This window comes from Sphingobacterium sp. xlx-130 (assembly GCF_011007405.1).
Lineage (GTDB): Bacteria > Bacteroidota > Bacteroidia > Sphingobacteriales > Sphingobacteriaceae > Sphingobacterium > Sphingobacterium luzhongxinii.
Window position 1 is genome coordinate 108,093 of record NZ_WFKN01000004.1, and the last position, 17,588, is coordinate 125,680.

Sequence of the window (17,588 nt, forward strand, 5' to 3'; positions counted from 1 at the left end):
TAGGTCTGTATGCGCAAGCTATGATAGAACAATTGCAACACCCTATATTTTCGATTATTAGAGATTTGGCCGATAAAACGGATACAGCATGCTATGTGATTGGTGGCTATGTTCGCGACCGGATTATGGGACGCCCCTTTAAATATGATGTAGATATCTTGGTGATCGGCTCCGGGATCGAGTTTGCAAGCCTATTAGGTGAACAGTTGAATACTAAGGTTGTGTTATATAAGTCTTTCGGTACAGCTATGTTGGTGTACCAGGGACTCGATGTTGAATTTGTGGGGGCGCGGAAAGAATCGTATCGAAGAGATTCGCGCAAGCCTATTGTTGAAGATGGTACGTTAGCTGATGATCAAAATCGACGTGACTTCACGATAAATGCAATGGCTTATTCTCTAAATGGAGCCTCTTTTGGAGAACTCCTCGATCCTTTTGATGGGCTTGGCGATATAGAGCGACGTATTATTCGTACGCCATTGGATCCCACGGAAACTTTTTCTGACGATCCCTTGCGGATGATGCGGGCTATACGATTTGCCACACAGTTGAATTTTAAGATCGATATGCAGGCTATACAAGCTATTGTCGATAACAAAGAACGGATTAAAATTATATCCAAAGAGCGGATTACAGATGAACTTAATAAGATTATCTTAGCCCCGAAACCATCTATTGGATTTCGTTATCTTTTTGATACGGGATTGTTAGAACTCATATTCCCTGTGATGTGCCAATTGTACGGTGTGGAGATTGTGGAAGGACGAGGGCATAAAGATAATTTTTACCACACTTTGGAAGTTCTGGATAATGTAGCTGAACTTTCGGATGATTTGTGGTTGAGATGGGCTGCTATTATGCACGATATTGCCAAGCCTGCGACCAAACGATTTGACAAAAAGGTGGGATGGACTTTTCACGGCCATGAAGACAAGGGGGCGCGTATGGTGCCTAAGCTTTTTGCGGAACTAAAATTGCCATTGAATGAGAAAATGAAGTTTGTCCAGAAATTGGTCCAACTTCATCTTAGACCCATCGTATTGGCACAAGATATTGTTAGTGATTCAGCAGTGCGTCGTTTATTATTTGAAGCAGGTGATGATATTGATGCATTGATGCTACTATGCCACGCTGACGTAACTACAAAAAACGAGTTTAAAAAGAAAAAATACCGTGACAATTTTGAACTAGTTAAACAGAAGTTGAGAGATGTTGAGGAGCGAGACCACTTGCGTAACTGGCAGCCTCCAGTGACGGGTGAAGATATTATGCATGTCTTTGGGTTACAGCCTGGAAAGCAAGTTGGTGTCATCAAGAATGCCATTCGGGAAGCAATTTTAGAAGGTGATATTCCTAATGAGAGAGAGGCTGCTTACGAATTTATGGTGGCCCGCGCCAAGATACTTAACTTAGAGCCGAAGCAAAGATTGTCCATAGGGACATCAAAATAATTTATATTTTTACATTTGGATAAGCTTTGGCTTATTTTCAATATTGATATATGGCAATTTATAGATTTAGAGTAACATTTGAAGATTATGAAGATGTATATCGGGACATAGATATGCCTTCAAAAAGTACATTCATGGAGTTGCACGAAGAAATTCATAAGAGTACAGGGTATCAGATAGATACTTCTTCCTCTTTTTATGTGAGTAATGACCAGTGGAAAAAGGGTACTGAAATTGCATTAAAGCCAGTACAGCGTAAGGTCGAGGCTGGTGTACTGTTGATGGAAAACATACGGTTGAGTAAATTTATTGATGATCCACATCAAAAATTTTACTACATCTATAATTTTGATCGTCCTTATGATTTTCACGTCGAATTGATAAAGATCTTAAAAGAGGAAGAAGGAAAGGAATATCCGGCAATCTTTAAATCTGTGGGTCAGGCACCTAAAATGATTGCTTCAGCTAATTTTCCGGTTTCTACAGAGACGGAAGACGATGATGATTATGTCGAAGAGATTGAAAGTGCGGAAGAATACGGCGTAGATGAGGATGATGATTATGAAACTATGGACGGCGATGAGGAAGGGGATGAAGAAGGTGATAAAGAAGAGTTCGGGTCTGCAGATGATGATTATTAATATGTCTTTTTCAATAATGACATTTTAGGGAGTACAGTGGATAATAAAAATAAAAAGACTTTGGTCGTAGTGGTAGGACCTACAGCAGTAGGGAAGACGGCTACGGCTATTTTTTTAGCTCAACATTTCAAGACAGAAATATTATCCGCTGATTCCAGACAGTTTTATAAAGAGATGACGATTGGTACAGCCAAGCCAAACTTCGACGAGTTGGGGTCTGCTGTTCATCATTTTATTGATTCCCATTCCGTAGACGAAGAGTATTCTGCAGGAGATTATGAAAGGGAAGCTTTGGCATTGTTAGACCGATTATTTGAGATACATGATGTCGTAATAGCTGTCGGTGGTTCAGGGCTCTTTATTCGGGCACTGACTGAGGGGCTAGACGATCTACCCAAAGCGCCTGAAGGGATTCGCGAACGGCTAAACGCATTGTCCGAAGAACAAGGTCTATCAGTTTTGAAGCAGCGTCTCCAAGAAGTAGATCCTGATTATTATGCAATAGCTGATACAGACAATCCACAGCGTGTTATCAGAGCTTTGGAAGTTTACGAAGCTACGGGTAAACCTATGTCTTATTATCAAAAGAAGATTTTTTCGCAAAGACCTTTTAATGTGATCACCATCGGTCTCAATGTGGAGCGAAGTGAATTGTACGATCGTATTAACCTACGTGTGGATCAAATGATCGGGATGGGATTAGAAGAAGAGGCTAAATCATTAATAGATTATCGCTATAAACCAGCATTGCTTACAGTAGGTTATGCAGAAATGTTTGATTTCTTTGATCATAAGATCTCGTTTGAAGAGGCCGTTGATAAAATAAAGCAAAATTCAAGACGTTATGCCAAGCGGCAGATTACTTGGTTCAAGAAATACGGTAATACGACATGGTTTGAACCGGAGGATAAGGACAATATTATAGGATTTATCCAGGCAAGGATAAAAAAATAAAGAGCAAAGACTAAAAATTTTTGCTCTTTATTTTTTTCTGAAAGTGTATGTTTTCAGAGACCATCAAGAACTTTCATCTCTGTTGGTGATTCAATGGAATCATGAAAGTTCTTTCTATTTATACGATAAAGTTCCACCCAAACGGATCTTCGATTTTACCGTAACGTAGCTGGTTTAGATAATCCAGTACTTTCAATGAGAATTCTCGTCCTTCTACTGGAGGTAGCGTGTAATTATTGCCTTCGAACCCGATACGGTCTATATGTGTAATAGTTGCAGCTGTGCCGGCAGCAAAAGCTTCGGATACCGTACCATTTTGGATGCCATCGATCAACTCTTTAACGGATACTCTTCGTTGTTCTGTCTTATAGCCCCATTTGTCTGCCAACTCCATGATAGTACGCCTCGTTACCCCATGGAGGATAGTATCTCCATGCGGCGTAATGATCGTATCTCCAATACGGAAAATTAAATTGGCAGTACCTGCTTCTTCAATATATTTGTGTTCTGCAGCATCTGTCCACATTATTTGATCATAACCTTCGTCATTAGCCAACTGTGTAGGGTATAAAGAAAGCGCATAGTTACCCGCATTTTTCGAGAACCCAACACCACCTTCAGCAGCCCGTGTATAGTGTGTTTCTACTTTTAACGAGATAGGTTTGCTGTAATAAGCACCTACCGGACAAGTGATAATGATAAATTTGTATGATATAGAAGGGTGTACACCTAGTGCTGCTTCTGTAGCAAACATAAATGGACGTATATACAAGGCAGTTCCCTCTTTAGATGGGATCCAATCACGGTCGATATCTAATAGTTTCTTTAATCCGTCCAAGAATATGTGTTCAGGAACTTCAGGCATTTGCAAGCGTGCTGCAGATTTATTGAAACGTTCCCAGTTTTTGTCCGGACGGAAGATACTCACCGTACCATCCTCAAATTTATATCCCTTAATTCCTTCGAATATAGCCTGTCCGTAATGTAAAGCAGACATAGAAGGGCTGACAGCGATATCGCCATAAGGCACAATGCTGACATCTGTCCATTCTCCATTATTGTATTCGGCCACGAGCATGTGGTCTGACATAATCTGCCCGAATTTTAAATTGTTAAAGTCTACCTGCGAGAGTCTTGATTGTTTAGTTGGCTCTACGCGAATTGAAATTTGATCTACCGCGCTCATATCAATGATATAGTTTTTGAAAGTCGCAAGTTAGGAAAAAAAAACGTTGATTTTTTTCATTTAGTGGGTAACAAATAACAAATCGACATTATATATCAATAACAAAGTGAATCCTAAAGGAGGAATAACAAATTGTAAACAAAAAAAAGATGAATATGAAAAAACTTTTACTCGCATTAATGTTATTGGGAATTACATTTTTAGCAAATGTTCAAGGGCAGGAGAAAGGGGACCTGCAAATTGGTGTTCAGGGAGGGGCAAGCTTTCCCATTCAGAAATACAAAAAGATTGGTGAAGTCAAGACGGGTTTTTACTCTGGGTTGTTTGTCGATAAGTATTTCAATGGAAATAAATTTGGATTGGGAGTCGATGCACGGTATATCCGTAATGATATATCCAAAATGGATAGTTTTTATTTTGTGAATGGAAGTATATCCACTGCCTATAAGAATGACTCGAGATTTGAAAATTACCTTTTCACCTTAGGGCCAACTTATAAATTCACTAAGAATAGGTTTCATGCCGAAGCATATGTCCGAGGCGGGGTGATGATACAGTATTTTCCGGAATATGTACGTACAATGAGCTATTCGGATACTAGGGGGACTTACGACTATCCCATAAAATCTACTGACAACGACTCTACGAACAAGGCAAATAGTTGGGCGGGACTCGGAGGTCTACGATTTAACTACATGCTGGGATCTAATTTTGCGGTGTTTGCGCATGTCGATTATGTCCAGACGTTTGGTGTCAAGTTTGGTAATAAAGCAAGTAAGTTTGCCGTAAAGGAAAGTGTCGAAACAGCCAATCCTATTGAATCCACAACAACGATTAAAGGATACCTAGACCATTATGAGGAGGTGCCGGTGGTACGTAATACATTCCATCAAACGGTACAAGCTGGGATCGGAGTTAAATACCTGTTTGGGAAGTCCAAACGGCCAGAGGCCCCTCTAGTTGCTCCCGATAAGCCTAGATACGACGAAGTTGTCCAATCTAAAACGGAGTCAAAAGACCTACAGATTATGGTACGGGATAAGCAGACCAATTTGGCGTTGAGTGGCGTTGTCGTTTCTATCGATGGACCAGAAACACAGGAGAAATCAACGACAGATGCAAACGGGTTAGCATCTAAGTTGATGGCAGTCAAAAATGGAAGATATGAAGTGGTTGGAGAGAAAAATGGTGTAAAGACGCCATTGCTAATCTTGACGGATGCCGATTTTAATACGAATAGCAAAGTTATTTTCAAGGAAATATTTCACGATGATCCGCGGTTTACGCTGATTGGAGAGACATTTGACTGTACTGTAGAACGTAATTTGCCGAATATTAATACGGTCTTGACCAATAGCGCTAATAGAATCAACTCTAACCAAATATCTGATAGTGAAGGTAAGTTTATTTATCAGTTGGATCCCCAAGCGGATTTTACTGTTGTAGCCAATCAGCAGGGACGATACTCGCAAACTGAGTTGGTGACTACCAAAGGATTAGATCGTAGTCAGACGTTGTATGTAATCTTAAAATTAGGTGTATGTGATCTGGAAAAGGATGGAAGCTGGGTGTTAAAGAATATCTTGTACGATTTTGATAAAAGTAACATCCGTTCTGACGCAGCGTTGGTTTTGGATAATGTAGTCACCATAATGAAGCAGAATCCAAGTCTACGGATAGAACTGTCAAGCCATACCGATAGTCGGGGCGACGGTATTTATAATCAAAAGCTATCTCAACGTCGAGCGGATGCAGCTGTAGCATATTTAGTCTACAATGGAATTGCTAGGGATAGATTAATTGCTAAAGGTTATGGGGAATCAAAATTATTGAATCACTGTGAAAATGGTGTCGAATGTTCTGAAGAAATGCACCAAGAGAATAGAAGGACTGAAATTAAAGTTTTGGCATACGTGAAGTAGCAAAGTTTTGCTGATCAACGTTTATTAAATAATCAATAAACTTAAATGATATGAAATATCTTTTTAGCAATAACTGCGCAAGCACGAATGACCGCGAAGCTGTATGCATACCACTTTGCAGCAAAAACGTGCATAATATAGTCGGATATTCCATAAAGCAGTTGTAAATCAAATCATATACACATGAAAGAAGAGATAGAAGAAGAACTTTGGTATCGTGACGAAGATTATAGGCAGATTACTCTATTTAGTTTTATTGTTGGCTTTTTTGTCTTTATTTTCAAACGTTTTATAAAACCATAGTGTCACAGGGTATTGGAGAGCTAGTACGAGTAGTGCTAGCACTCCAACAGTAAAAAAAGGTAGATTTGATCGTTTTTTCAAACCTATTTTGTTCCCTATACCTGTATAATTGATATTGGCCCAGTACCAAGGATTTTGTTGAACGGGGGGCGCTGATTGTAGGAATGTTCGTTTTGCTTCTGCTAATGCACAAATTGGATCATCGTTTTCAAAGAGTTCTTTGTAGAACGAAGTGGTAATGTTTAGCATGGTTTCGTCATTTGCAAACCAAAATGTCGATATAACTGAAGGAACGTTTTTACTTAAAAATACCCGTTGTATACTTTCGGTACCCTCCGATGGGAGAGGACGACCGTGACCAGTATTGCATGCAGAAAGAAAGACTAGTGGTGCATTCATTTCATAAAACCGGAGCTGGTTGGTAGAAATTGGTTCATTGAGGTATATGACTGGAGCAGTAGTCGTATCCAATATGGTATGTGCTGCGATATGAATTACATTGGGCGTTGCAAATTGTTCTCGTATTATAATATCGTTTTGTTTTCTAGGTCCGATTTTATTTACAGCGTATCGTTTGGCTATATTTTGTACTTCTTGTTTGACAAACTGGAGATTAGGGAGAGGTTCGGGATAAGTGGAGCGGTACATTAATGCTATGGCTGATTTTTTCTGAGGTTTTGCGGTTAAAAGGTCGAATAGTAAAAAGGAATTCAGATAAGCAAAATTATGAGTCTTGATTAAAAAATCATTTTTATACAGGGCGTCAAAAGGGAAGCCGTACAACTGCCCATCCAATGATACGAAAATATTACGCTGCGTATCTTCAATGTTGGGAAGGAGTTCTTCGGCAAGATACTGCGCTTCGAGATTATATTCCTGTGGGTTTTGATTGTAATTGTTGGGGCTGCTGCCAAAGTATTTGTCTTTGAAAGCCATGAGACGTACTAAAGGTTCTGCTGTACTTATTCTTTTGAACTGGAGATCGTGTTTTGATGTATAGATAACACTTATACTGCTATCATTGTGGATAAAATAAGTATAGAAATCACTGTTTGGCTTGTTTAGATGGCTTAGAAACTGTGTTTTTTGCGGTTCAAATCGTATCGCCTCAAAATACTTTTCTGACAATTCGAATTCTATCATAACCTGTTGGATCCGCTTAGATAGTTTTATTTTTTCATTTTGATCCGAGGATGTGTCTATTTGATGGTAGAGCTGGCAAATGGTCTGTATTCCTTTTTTTGTTTTTTCAGAAGCGCCTAGCCACTCTTCGGATCTACTAATTTCATTAATTAATAATCGTGCTTTGCTTAGTTCGATACACCAAAGAAGTTGTTGTACAACCTCTTTTTGCTGACTAAGGCCTGGTTTGTTCTCAATGAGTGTAATTATGCTTTCAATGGTTTCTTTGTTAAGTATATTGTTTCGTAGCTGATCCCTGCTGCTGACGATCAGTTGTTGGGTTCTAAAGTCATTTTCTATAGCCCATTCATAATAGTATAATGCGGAGTCCAGTTGTTCCATGACCACATGTATCTTTGCTTTCCCTAAAAGTGCTTGAGTATACGTATAATCTAGTACATATGATTTGCCTTCCGGTTTGAAGTAGTATAGGGTTTTGTCATAAGCATCGAGTGCATCCCGATAGAAACCTTTGTCCCGTAAGAGGTTTCCTTTCATCAGGGTCAGCTTAGCTTTGAATCTATTTTGTTCGTTAGGAAAATCTTTTTCTACGAGATTGATAGCTCTTGTGACAAGTCTATTATCTTGTACTAAACAACCTTTTAATCCTAGGGCGGAGGCATACCAAAGCTGTGCCTCATCTTTCAGAGGAGTCTTTTCAAATTCTTTTACAGCAAGATTGTTATAAAATTTGCTTTTTTCTTTATTTCGTTCTTCTTCATATACAGAAGCTAATGTATTATACAATAAAGCCTTTGTGATTGAACTTGCCTTGTACTTCATAGCTTGAAATAAGACTGTCTTGGCACTGTCCAATTCGGCATTGTATAAATAAGCGTTTGCCAAGTTGTTGCTTAGTTCCACAATTTCATTTTCATTTTTCATTTTTTGTAGCGTAACTTTTAGCAGTGTGATTGACTTTTGTGTGTCATTGATTTGAATATAGAGATTAGCTAAAGGCTTGACGATTTCTGTATTAATATCTCGTATTTGGACAGGAGTTGATTTTATGTAATTATAGGCTTTCTCATAATATTTGGTACTTCCCAAATTATCCCCATGTTGTAAAAGGCCGTATCCCATAAAAATAAGACCATAGAGGTACATCTCTTTTTGATAGCTGCTTTTGGCGCTAACAGTCAGTTGGTTGAAAAAAGAGTCAGGGTCGTTAACATAAGATGCCGGGTTTTCATAGGCGATACCCTCAAAAACTTCGAAAATAGAATCTAACTGTTCCTCGCTAAAATGTAGTTCATTTTTTTTTAGAGGCTCAGAATTAGGTTTATTACAGGCGACTAGTAGGAGTATGTGTAATGCAAGACATTGTATTCTCATCTGCTAAAAGCGAAATATACCATAGATACCTCCATTCCATTTTTGTTGCTTATCATAGGTGAATCTCAATCCAAGTGCTGGGCCTAGGTTGACACTACCGACGTTTAGATCGAGAAAAGGGTTTATCTTGATAGCACTGTTTGTTTTAGATAAATCTTTTGATTCACTCATCTGTGCGATTTCCATTACCCCATTAGCCCCCATTCGTTCGAGGTAATATGTCGTCTGTCCAGAAGCTTTGATGTTAAAGTCTTTTCGGGCACTTGCACCTGCTCCCATGGAAAAGAAAGGGTTGAAGTTATAACGAATCTGTACGGGTATTTGTAATGTGAGGTATTCCCGTTTTTCGAAATCGCTGACAGCATTGTAGACAAAATAGTTGGTTTTTCCATCGACCAAGTAGGGGTGTTCTCCTTTTTTATCTCCACGAGGAGATTGACTCTCTCTCTTGAAATAACTTGTATATAATTCTATCTGCCAGTATGGTTTACGATAAGGGGCGGTCGGAGCGATACCGAAGCCAATTTGATAACCTGTCTTAAATTTATGACTGAGCTCGTTCTCTTTGGGGGTTCCGAAGGTACTTGTGGCACCTATTGTGATAAATGGAGATAGTGTGCGTAAGAATCGTGTAGTTGCTGTATTGGTTTTGATAGGAGGGTTATTATCAAAATAGATATTAGTGTACGCCTCAAAGGACTTGTTCTTAAGCTTTTTTTGTGTCTCTACTTCAAAGAGAATAAATCCCTTTGTACTATCCATATCTGTAATATCTTTTGCTGCTGTTCCAGGGAGGGATATATCCTTGAAATGAAAGACTAACGTACCATCATCTTTTAGATAGTAGCGATAACAACCACGGCTGCTGCTTGTTTCACAGCTGTCACATTTGGGGTATAATGCTTTTAATTTAAAAGAGTTTTTGATAATTTCATCCGGGATGCGCATCTCTAATCGCACATTCTTGGCATCGCCTTCGCCATCGTTTTGAAATTGAACCTTGTAGGTCAGTGTCTTACGTTTCTTTTGAAAGCGATAGTTCATCCTGGCGGGCTTTATAGACATCTTGTTGGGGTCATGGGATTTTACAACTGGGATATCTACTTGGTGGACATTTGCGAGACCATCCTCTGGTATAAATACACCGGTGATGGTGACAATGGCATTCGTGTCTACCAACATATCTTCGGTTACATCAAGATTAATCAAGGAAAATTGCTGATCTCCGTTCGAAGGGTCGATATCATAGGCCGTTAAAGAATTATAAGCATTATAAAGATGTTTGAAATAGTTGATGGCCTGTTGTTGATCTTGAAACGTGGATACCTCTTTTATACCGTAGTCTGGAGATCCAGTCTTAGTGAATGTAGACTGCTTTACACTGGCCCACATACTGGATAATGCTTCTGCTTTTACCAAGCTATCAATGTTTTCTTTATAATAGGTGCTTTGGTGGGCGAACTGAAACCCGTTAAGCCCAGCAATCTTCTCATTAGAGAGTAGATATACTTTACCTTTCTTACCTTCGGTTTGTACACCGAGAATTAATGAAATATCTTCCCCCGGTTTGGCATCGGACAGCTTAAAAATCTGAAATACACCGTTGGACGCAAAGAAATTTTGCTCAAAGGTATTAGACGAACGATGTGCTAATGCTGATGGCGGAGCTGTATTTTTTATTTTTCGTATTGGTCGTTTCGGCTTGGGACCATTCGAGTAATTATTAACAGCATAAAGAGAGACCTCATACTCACCAGGTTTAGCATACTGATGTATAGGCTCTGCCTGTGTGCTAAAGTGGCCATCCCCAAAATCCCATAAGTATTTGTAATAAGGAGTTCGTCCACCAGGAACCTGTATTAGCGGCCTTAAGATAGGTTTGAAAGATACGCCATTAGGAAGCTGTTGAAAATCTATTTTACTTTCAAAGGTATCTATTGGTATAATAGTGCTGTCTTTTTGTGCAGATGCTGAGTAAATATTCAGTATGAAATATCCATACAAAAGTAGCCGCATAAACACGAATGACCGCGAAGCAGCATGCTCACCAATTACAATACATCGTGCATAATGCGATTTGGATGTTCCATATGGCCATTGAAAATTAATTTTTTTACATATGAAAAGTAGGGTAATAATCCAGTGTATTTTCATAATAGTTTTACCTTAAGGTATATTGGAGCTGTTAATGTTAAATAAACATAATTAAATTTCTTATTAATTGCAATATAAGCCCCTCTTATTACGGTCAAAGTTCTGTGTCTCTGGTTCAAAATCAGGATAATTTTATTATCACCGAAATATTTTTAAATTTACAGTGTAATGGCCAATTAAATGCACATAGACCAAGTATATATTCAGTACCTCAAGGATAACGATAGCAAAGGCATACAGCTTATATATAATAAATATGCAAAGCAAATTGTTACCCTGATTATACAAAATAGTGGAACTGAAGATGACGGATATGATATTTTACAAGAATCTTTGGTGGATATTTATCATATGGCTCGGGACAGGAACTTCGTATTAACAACAAGCTTTTTGGCTTTTTTTAGTCTGGTGTGTAAACGTAAATGGTTGAACGTGTTGAAGAAAAGGCAACGTATGTTGGTAACAAATAGCGAAAATGATTTATTATATGTGGAGGACAAGTCGTATGGGGAATGGGATGAACTGTTCGTGCAAATCGATAGAGAGAATTATGTAATGACAGTTTTGGGCACTATGGGGCAAAGTTGTCAGGATATAATACGACGTTGTCTGGTGGAGAAGCAGCAGGAAAAAATAGCCGAATCCTTGGGGATTAGTTACGCTTACTTGCGTAAGAAAAAAAGTGAATGTATGTCGATCCTGATAAAAAAGGTTAGAGAAAGTAATATTTTCAAAAGTTTAAAGTAATGGAGAACCATTCAGAGAAAATACAGGATTATATTGAGGGACTGCTAGAGGGAGAGGAGTTAATGCGGTTTGAAGCCCGGCTTGCTGTCGACAACGAACTCAGAAATATGGTAGCACTACAACGCGAAGTATATGAGATTCTAAACCGTAGAGTGCCAGCGCAAGACGATTCCTTGAAGACGACGCTGGCTGAAGTGAACGAGCGCTATAGAGAGTCCTCAAAATCAACAACTCCCGGTATCAAGAGATGGTTACCTGTAGTAGCAGCAGCTTGTATTCTTTTGGTGGGATCACTTTTTTTCTTTAAGGGCTCTTATGAGGTATATGAGTTGCCTTTGATGCGTTCAGAAATTGTTCGTGGAGAGTTAGAAAACACTTCCTATGAGAAGGCGGTGACAGCTTTTAATGAGGGACAGTACGCTGTCGCTGAAGAGCTGTTGTCCGTTTTATTGGAAAGTGATCCTGAACAGATACAGTATCAATATTATTTAGCTTTGAGTTATATCGGTACCAAAAAGTGGGTCAGTGCTATTGATTTATTATCCCCAATAGCGAGTGGTCCATCGGTGTTTGCATTAGAATCTAACTACTATTTGGCCATAGCTTATTATGAAAAAGGAGATCTGGATAATGCCAAAATGTGTTTGAATAAAATCCCTGCAGAGGGAGATCTTGGTGAGAAAGCTGCTAAACTACGGAAAAAGATAGATTAGGAATTACGCATGACCTCCAATAGTGTGTCCAGATATTCTCTATTATTCGACAAACGGGGGACTTTATTTTGTCCACCTAATTTACCTCTGGACTTCATCCAGTTGTAGAACGTAAAGGTAGGGGCATTATGAATAATAGGCTGTCTTAACGCCATGTTTTTATAGCGTTTAGCATCATAATCGGAATTGATTTCACGGAGTTTCTGATCTAGAATTTCGCAGAATTTTTGAAAATCAGATGGTTTTTTCTCAAACTCGATAACCCACTCATGTGCCCCGGCCTCATTTTCTTTAAAGTATATTGGCCCTGCGGTATAATCCCTGATGCTAGCATTCGTCTCGCGACAGGCTATTTGGAGAGCTTGTTCGGCGTTGTCCACGATTACCTCTTCTCCAAAAGTATTTATGTATTGCTTGGTTCTTCCTGAAATCTGAAAACGATAGGGAGACAAGGATGTAAAACGGATGGTGTCTCCAATTTTATAGCGCCATAATCCCGCGTTGGTAGATATAATGAGTGCGTAATTTTTACCCAGTTCTACTTCGTCCAGATTTAAAGTTTTTGGATCCTCCTTATCTAGATTTTCCATTGGTAAAAATTCATAATAGATTCCATAGTCCAACATGAGTAATAAGTCCTCAGAATCTGATTGATCCTGTAGTCCGAAATAGCCCTCAGAAGCGTTATAGTTTTCTAAATAGTACATTTCGTCTGATGGAATCAGTTGCTTAAACTGCTCGCGGTAGGGTTTGAAGCTGACACCACCATGTCCATAAAATTCTAGGTTAGGCCATACTTCTAAGAGATTGTCCTTTTTGGTGATTTCCAAAATCCGCTTTGCCATGACGATGTTCCAAGTAGGGACTCCTGCTAAGCTGGTCACATCTTCTTTAATGGTATGTTGTGCTATTTGCTCGATTTTTTCTTCAAAATTTGGATTTAAGGTAACATCTAGGTTGGGGGTGCGTTTAAATTCTGCCCAGAAAGGTAGGTTACGAATTAATATAGATGATAAGTCTCCATAATAGGAGTCCGGACTGAAGTTGTTAATTTGCGACGACCCACCGATAACCACTGACTTACCCGTGAAAAGTTTGTTGTCGGGTTTATTGTGGCAGTAGATAGACAGCATGTCCTTGCCCCCTTGATAATGACATTCCTCCAGCGCTTCCATACTTACAGGGATGAATTTGCTCCGGTCTGAAGTAGTTCCTGATGATTTGGCAAACCATTTTATGTCCGAAGGCCATAGAATATTCTGTTCTCCTTTTATCATACGGTCTATATACCCTTTGATGTCGTCGTAATCGCTAATAGGAACCCTTTTTTTATATTCCTCTGGGGTAAGGATGCTTTTGTAATCGTATTTTTTGCCCCATTCGGTTGCCTCTGCTGCTGATATCAAGTTTTGAAACCATTCTTCCTGTACATCGTGTGGATATTTCATGAACAGCTCGATCTGATGTATACGCTTTTTCATGATCCATGTGAAGATAGAATTCAATAGTTCCATAGTTCTTGTTATTAGAGGTTATAGGTTTTTGCGCCTTAAGACGAAATTTTGGCCCAGATAGAATTTTCGTGCCATTTCGCTGTCTGCTATTTCTTCTGGAGTACCGGTGAGCATGATTTTTCCCTCCGTCAAGAGATAAGCACGGTCTGTGATGGAGAGTGTTTCTTGTACATTATGGTCGGTGATTAACACACCGATATTTTTGGCCTTTAGTTTGGCGACGATAGTTTGGATTTCTTCAACGGCAATAGGATCTACCCCTGCAAACGGTTCGTCCAATAGGATAAAATGTGGATTGGCGGCAAGCGCTCTTGCGATTTCTGTACGTCGACGTTCTCCACCAGAGAGTAGGTCTCCGCGGTTTTTACGGACACGGTGCAGACTGAATTCGGTTAATAATTCTTCTAATCTTGCTTTTCGCTCTTCTTTATTTGGGTGGTGAATTTCTAATACTGCTAGAATATTGTCCTCTACCGATAGCTTTCTAAAGACGGAGGCCTCTTGAGCGAGATATCCGATGCCTTTCTGAGCGCGTTGATACATCGCATCTTTAGTTATCTCTTCATCGTCAAGGAATACATGGCCATCATTGGGTTTGATCAGCCCTACAATCATATAAAATGAAGTTGTCTTTCCGGCGCCATTGGGGCCTAAAAGACCAACAATTTCACCTTGCTCTACGTGGAAAGAAACATCGTTTACCACTGTACGCTGTTTGTATTTCTTGATTAAGTGTTCTGCTCTTAGTATCATCGATTTATTATCCGCTTAATGCAAACCTAAATAAAATGCTTTGTATTCACCAATGTCCACAATTTAAAAAATAGAAGTAATTTAATAACGGATTCCTTTGATGTTTAACTGGAGGTTCTTTTTACCTCTCCAATTGTTTTCTTCTATACTATAGCAAATATCAAAAGGCCTCTTGCTATTGAGGTGATGGATATGTTCGGCCAGTCCAAAGGCAATACAGTCAAAACTAGGAGATCCTTCTTGGAGACTTGTAAATTTTAAATGATTAGATCCGACAATATAAGCACTCCCGTGAATCTGTACATTTCTGGATACAAATATAGGGGCTTCGTTCTGCGGGCCAAAAGGTTCAAATTGCTTAAGAATGCGATAAAATTTGTTGTCGATATCTTTTAGTTCAATTTCTGCATCGATAGAAACTTCTTGTTGCAGCATTTCAGGTTTAATTGATCGTTGCACAACTTCTTCAAAGCGAGCCTGAAAGAGCGCGATGTTTTTCTCCTGCATCGTTAGTCCGGCAGCGTATTTGTGCCCACCAAATTGATCTAGTAAGTCACTACATTCACTAAGTGCTTCGTAAAGGTCAAAACCTACTACAGAGCGTGCAGATCCTGCGATATGGCCATTTGTTTCGGTAAGAATAATGGTGGGACGATAGTATCTTTCTGTCAGTCTCGAAGCAACTATCCCTATCACACCTTTGTGCCAATCCGATTTATAGAGTACTGTTGATTTTTTGAGTTTATCACTTTCACTATTTTCAATAATAGCCAATGCTTCTTCAGTTATTCTCAGGTCAAAATCCTTTCGGAGATTATTCTGATCATCTACCATTGCCGAGTAGTTGGATGCTTCATCTTTTGATTTTGATATCAAAAGGTTTACTGCCCCTTTAGCATGGTCTATTCGGCCAGCAGCGTTTATTCTGGGGCCTATCTGAAACACAATGTCGTTGATCGAAAAAATTCCGGTTCTGTTGGAAGAAAGATCTATAAGCGCTTGCAATCCTACTGAAGGATTGGTGTTTAGTTTTTTTAGCCCAAAGTGTGTTAATATCCTGTTTTCACCGGTAATCGGAACAATATCAGAAGCAATACTTACCGCGACTAGATCGAGGTATTGATAGGCTTCATCCATATTCATTTCATTCTTTTTTATAAATGCTTGGATGATTTTAAAGCCTATTCCACATCCTGATAGTTCTTTATAAGGGTAGGGACAGTCAGCACGCTTTGGGTCCAATACAGCACAGGCATCAGGGATGGTGTCGCCTGGAAGATGGTGGTCTCCAATAATAAAATCCACACCACGCGTATTGGCGTAGTCAACTTTATCCAAAGCCTTGATACCGCAGTCTAAAGCTATAATTAGGGAGAAATCATTGTCGGCAGCGTAATCTATACCTTGCGTAGAAATTCCGTATCCCTCCGCATATCTATCGGGAATATAATACTCAATTCGGGAGTGAAAAGCGCGAAAAAAACTGTAAACGACTGCAACAGCCGTTGTCCCATCGACGTCATAATCTCCGTAGATCAGGATCTTCTCATTGTTGCCTATAGCTCTTTCGATTCGGGAGATCGCAACATCCATATCCTTCATTAAGAAAGGGTCTGGTAACCTCTCCAATGAAGGCCTAAAGAAGGTCTTGGATTGCTCAAAAGTGTCGATGCCCCGATTTACCAATAGCCGAGCAACAATAGGGGTTACCCCCAGTTCTAATTGTAATTTGCTAATTTTGTTGCTGTCATTTTTTGGTTTTAGGACCCACCTTTTTTGCATATCTTTGCACTATATTTTGTATGTAAATATACATTTTCTAGGTGCTTTTACCTAATGTTGGTCATTGTATTTAGTGGTTTGTAGGCCTAACTGTCATATTTACAAGATTATAAAAGATGATACAAGCATATTCCCTTTTTGAAGGTTCATTCTCTGTCGACGGATCAAAGAAATTCATTCCGTTTGATCCATTAAAGGATGATCCGAAGAGCCGTCCGGGTTCTTTATTTGTTCACGTCCATCCCTTCTTGATTGTTGCTCGCTCTGGTTTAATCTTATGTGATGCAGGTTTGGGCTATCGCACTGCCGAAGACGAACTTTTGATCCATTCTAATATCCGTAAGCTTGGGTTTGAACCGGGTGATGTCAAATACGTGCTGATGTCTCATCTCCACAAAGATCATACAGGAGGTATGGTAGATTTCAAACAAGGGGTCGGCCGTATAGCCTTTCCTGATGCAGAATATATCGTACAACGAGGAGAATGGGAAAACGCGTATAGTTCGGAATCGGATTCGTACCGCACCGAGGTATTTGACGTGTTACAGCGTAGTGGCAATTTGACATTAGTCGAAGGAGAGGGAGTTGTTAACAGTGAAATTCGTTATGAGATTAATGGGGGGCATACCGAATTTCATCAGGCTTTTCATATTGAGACTGGAGGCGAGCATTTCTTCTTTGGTGGAGATGTTCTTCCCGAACCTGAAGAGCTTTTTAAAAACTTTATTGCTAAATATGACTATGATGGCCGCGCAGCTCGTGATCGTCGTATGGCGTATTGGGAGCAAGGTGCTCCGGAGGGATGGATTTTTCTGTTCTATCACGGTAAATCTTTGGCTTTAGGAAGGCCTAAGCAGAAAGACGATGGGGCCTATATCCTTTTGGATGCGAGTAAAGAGGGGTAGCCTCTCTGTTACGGGTTGTATACAAAAGTAATTTTCGTTAAGTTTG

Annotated in this window: 13 protein-coding genes; 7 read left to right on the forward strand and 6 right to left on the reverse strand. The window is 39.4% G+C overall.

The genetic code is table 11. The features are described 5' to 3' along the window. Positions 1 to 20 precede the first annotated feature (20 nt). From G7B18_RS06535 to miaA, 3 genes are read left to right on the forward strand one after another with little or no spacing between them, the layout of a single operon-like run. Complete coding sequence (locus G7B18_RS06535; protein ID WP_164108947.1) at positions 21 to 1,451, forward strand: CCA tRNA nucleotidyltransferase; 1,431 nt, start codon at positions 21 to 23, stop codon at positions 1,449 to 1,451. Positions 1,452 to 1,501: 50 nt separating this feature from the next. Then, positions 1,502 to 2,092 (forward strand): plasmid pRiA4b ORF-3 family protein, encoded by a 591-nt coding sequence (locus G7B18_RS06540; RefSeq protein ID WP_164108946.1) that lies wholly within the window; start codon positions 1,502 to 1,504, stop codon positions 2,090 to 2,092. 36 nt (positions 2,093 to 2,128) lie between these two features. After that, positions 2,129 to 3,046 carry a tRNA (adenosine(37)-N6)-dimethylallyltransferase MiaA gene (gene miaA, locus G7B18_RS06545; RefSeq protein WP_164122226.1) on the forward strand — a complete coding sequence of 306 codons (918 nt, stop codon included), beginning with the start codon at positions 2,129 to 2,131 and terminating at the stop codon, positions 3,044 to 3,046. A gap of 118 nt (positions 3,047 to 3,164) precedes the next feature. Here the strand turns inward: miaA and G7B18_RS06550 are convergent, their stop codons facing one another. Then, positions 3,165 to 4,232, reverse strand: a complete 1,068-nt coding sequence (locus tag G7B18_RS06550; protein ID WP_164122227.1) for a branched-chain amino acid aminotransferase — start codon at positions 4,230 to 4,232, stop codon at positions 3,165 to 3,167. A gap of 155 nt (positions 4,233 to 4,387) precedes the next feature. Here G7B18_RS06550 and G7B18_RS06555 point away from each other — a divergent pair, with 155 nt between their 5' ends. After that, the gene (locus tag G7B18_RS06555) at positions 4,388 to 6,154 is read left to right on the forward strand and encodes an OmpA family protein (protein ID WP_164108943.1); all 1,767 of its coding nucleotides are present in this window, start codon (positions 4,388 to 4,390) and stop codon (positions 6,152 to 6,154) included. 243 nt (positions 6,155 to 6,397) lie between these two features. On the opposite strand, the gene G7B18_RS06560 is transcribed toward G7B18_RS06555, so the two are convergent. Both G7B18_RS06560 and G7B18_RS06565 read right to left on the reverse strand, forming a co-directional pair. Next, complete coding sequence (locus tag G7B18_RS06560) at positions 6,398 to 8,974, reverse strand: CHAT domain-containing protein (protein ID WP_164108942.1); 2,577 nt, start codon at positions 8,972 to 8,974, stop codon at positions 6,398 to 6,400. A gap of 3 nt (positions 8,975 to 8,977) precedes the next feature. After that, positions 8,978 to 11,128 (reverse strand): PKD domain-containing protein, encoded by a 2,151-nt coding sequence (locus G7B18_RS06565; RefSeq protein WP_164122228.1) that lies wholly within the window; start codon positions 11,126 to 11,128, stop codon positions 8,978 to 8,980. Positions 11,129 to 11,308: 180 nt separating this feature from the next. Between G7B18_RS06565 and G7B18_RS06570 the strand changes: the two genes are divergently transcribed. Continuing rightward, positions 11,309 to 11,875, forward strand: coding sequence for an RNA polymerase sigma factor (locus G7B18_RS06570; RefSeq protein ID WP_164122229.1), 567 nt, complete (start codon positions 11,309 to 11,311; stop codon positions 11,873 to 11,875). Beyond that, positions 11,875 to 12,588 carry a tetratricopeptide repeat protein gene (locus G7B18_RS06575; protein WP_164108939.1) on the forward strand — a complete coding sequence of 238 codons (714 nt, stop codon included), beginning with the start codon at positions 11,875 to 11,877 and terminating at the stop codon, positions 12,586 to 12,588. The genes G7B18_RS06570 and G7B18_RS06575 overlap by 1 nt, the downstream gene beginning before the upstream one ends. On the opposite strand, the gene G7B18_RS06580 is transcribed toward G7B18_RS06575, so the two are convergent. The 3 genes from G7B18_RS06580 to recJ all read right to left on the reverse strand — a co-directional run bounded on the left by G7B18_RS06580 (position 12,585) and on the right by recJ (position 16,637). Next, positions 12,585 to 14,102, reverse strand: coding sequence for a GH3 auxin-responsive promoter family protein (locus G7B18_RS06580; protein WP_164108938.1), 1,518 nt, complete (start codon positions 14,100 to 14,102; stop codon positions 12,585 to 12,587). The genes G7B18_RS06575 and G7B18_RS06580 overlap by 4 nt on opposite strands. 18 nt (positions 14,103 to 14,120) lie before the next feature. Next, a complete protein-coding gene (gene lptB / locus G7B18_RS06585; RefSeq protein WP_164108937.1) occupies positions 14,121 to 14,855 on the reverse strand; it encodes an LPS export ABC transporter ATP-binding protein in 735 nt (244 codons plus the stop codon). Between the two features lie 81 nt (positions 14,856 to 14,936). After that, the gene (gene recJ / locus G7B18_RS06590) at positions 14,937 to 16,637 is read right to left on the reverse strand and encodes a single-stranded-DNA-specific exonuclease RecJ (RefSeq protein WP_164108936.1); all 1,701 of its coding nucleotides are present in this window, start codon (positions 16,635 to 16,637) and stop codon (positions 14,937 to 14,939) included. A gap of 116 nt (positions 16,638 to 16,753) precedes the next feature. On the opposite strand from recJ, the gene G7B18_RS06595 reads away from it, so the two are divergent. Next, positions 16,754 to 17,542, forward strand: a complete 789-nt coding sequence (locus tag G7B18_RS06595; RefSeq protein WP_164108935.1) for an MBL fold metallo-hydrolase — start codon at positions 16,754 to 16,756, stop codon at positions 17,540 to 17,542. The last annotated feature ends 46 nt before the right edge of the window (positions 17,543 to 17,588 follow it).

Coding starts and splice junctions, on each gene's coding strand:
- G7B18_RS06550 (WP_164122227.1), bottom strand. CDS start 4,232: ATGAGCGCGGTAGATCAAATTTCAATTCGCGTAGAGCCAACTAAACAA.
- G7B18_RS06555 (WP_164108943.1), top strand. CDS start 4,388: ATGAAAAAACTTTTACTCGCATTAATGTTATTGGGAATTACATTTTTA.
- lptB (WP_164108937.1), bottom strand. CDS start 14,855: ATGATACTAAGAGCAGAACACTTAATCAAGAAATACAAACAGCGTACA.
- G7B18_RS06535 (WP_164108947.1), top strand. CDS start 21: ATGATAGAACAATTGCAACACCCTATATTTTCGATTATTAGAGATTTG.
- G7B18_RS06595 (WP_164108935.1), top strand. CDS start 16,754: ATGATACAAGCATATTCCCTTTTTGAAGGTTCATTCTCTGTCGACGGA.
- G7B18_RS06560 (WP_164108942.1), bottom strand. CDS start 8,974: ATGAGAATACAATGTCTTGCATTACACATACTCCTACTAGTCGCCTGT.
- G7B18_RS06580 (WP_164108938.1), bottom strand. CDS start 14,102: ATGGAACTATTGAATTCTATCTTCACATGGATCATGAAAAAGCGTATA.
- G7B18_RS06540 (WP_164108946.1), top strand. CDS start 1,502: ATGGCAATTTATAGATTTAGAGTAACATTTGAAGATTATGAAGATGTA.
- G7B18_RS06570 (WP_164122229.1), top strand. CDS start 11,309: ATGCACATAGACCAAGTATATATTCAGTACCTCAAGGATAACGATAGC.
- G7B18_RS06565 (WP_164122228.1), bottom strand. CDS start 11,128: ATGAAAATACACTGGATTATTACCCTACTTTTCATATGTAAAAAAATT.
- recJ (WP_164108936.1), bottom strand. CDS start 16,637: ATGCAAAAAAGGTGGGTCCTAAAACCAAAAAATGACAGCAACAAAATT.
- G7B18_RS06575 (WP_164108939.1), top strand. CDS start 11,875: ATGGAGAACCATTCAGAGAAAATACAGGATTATATTGAGGGACTGCTA.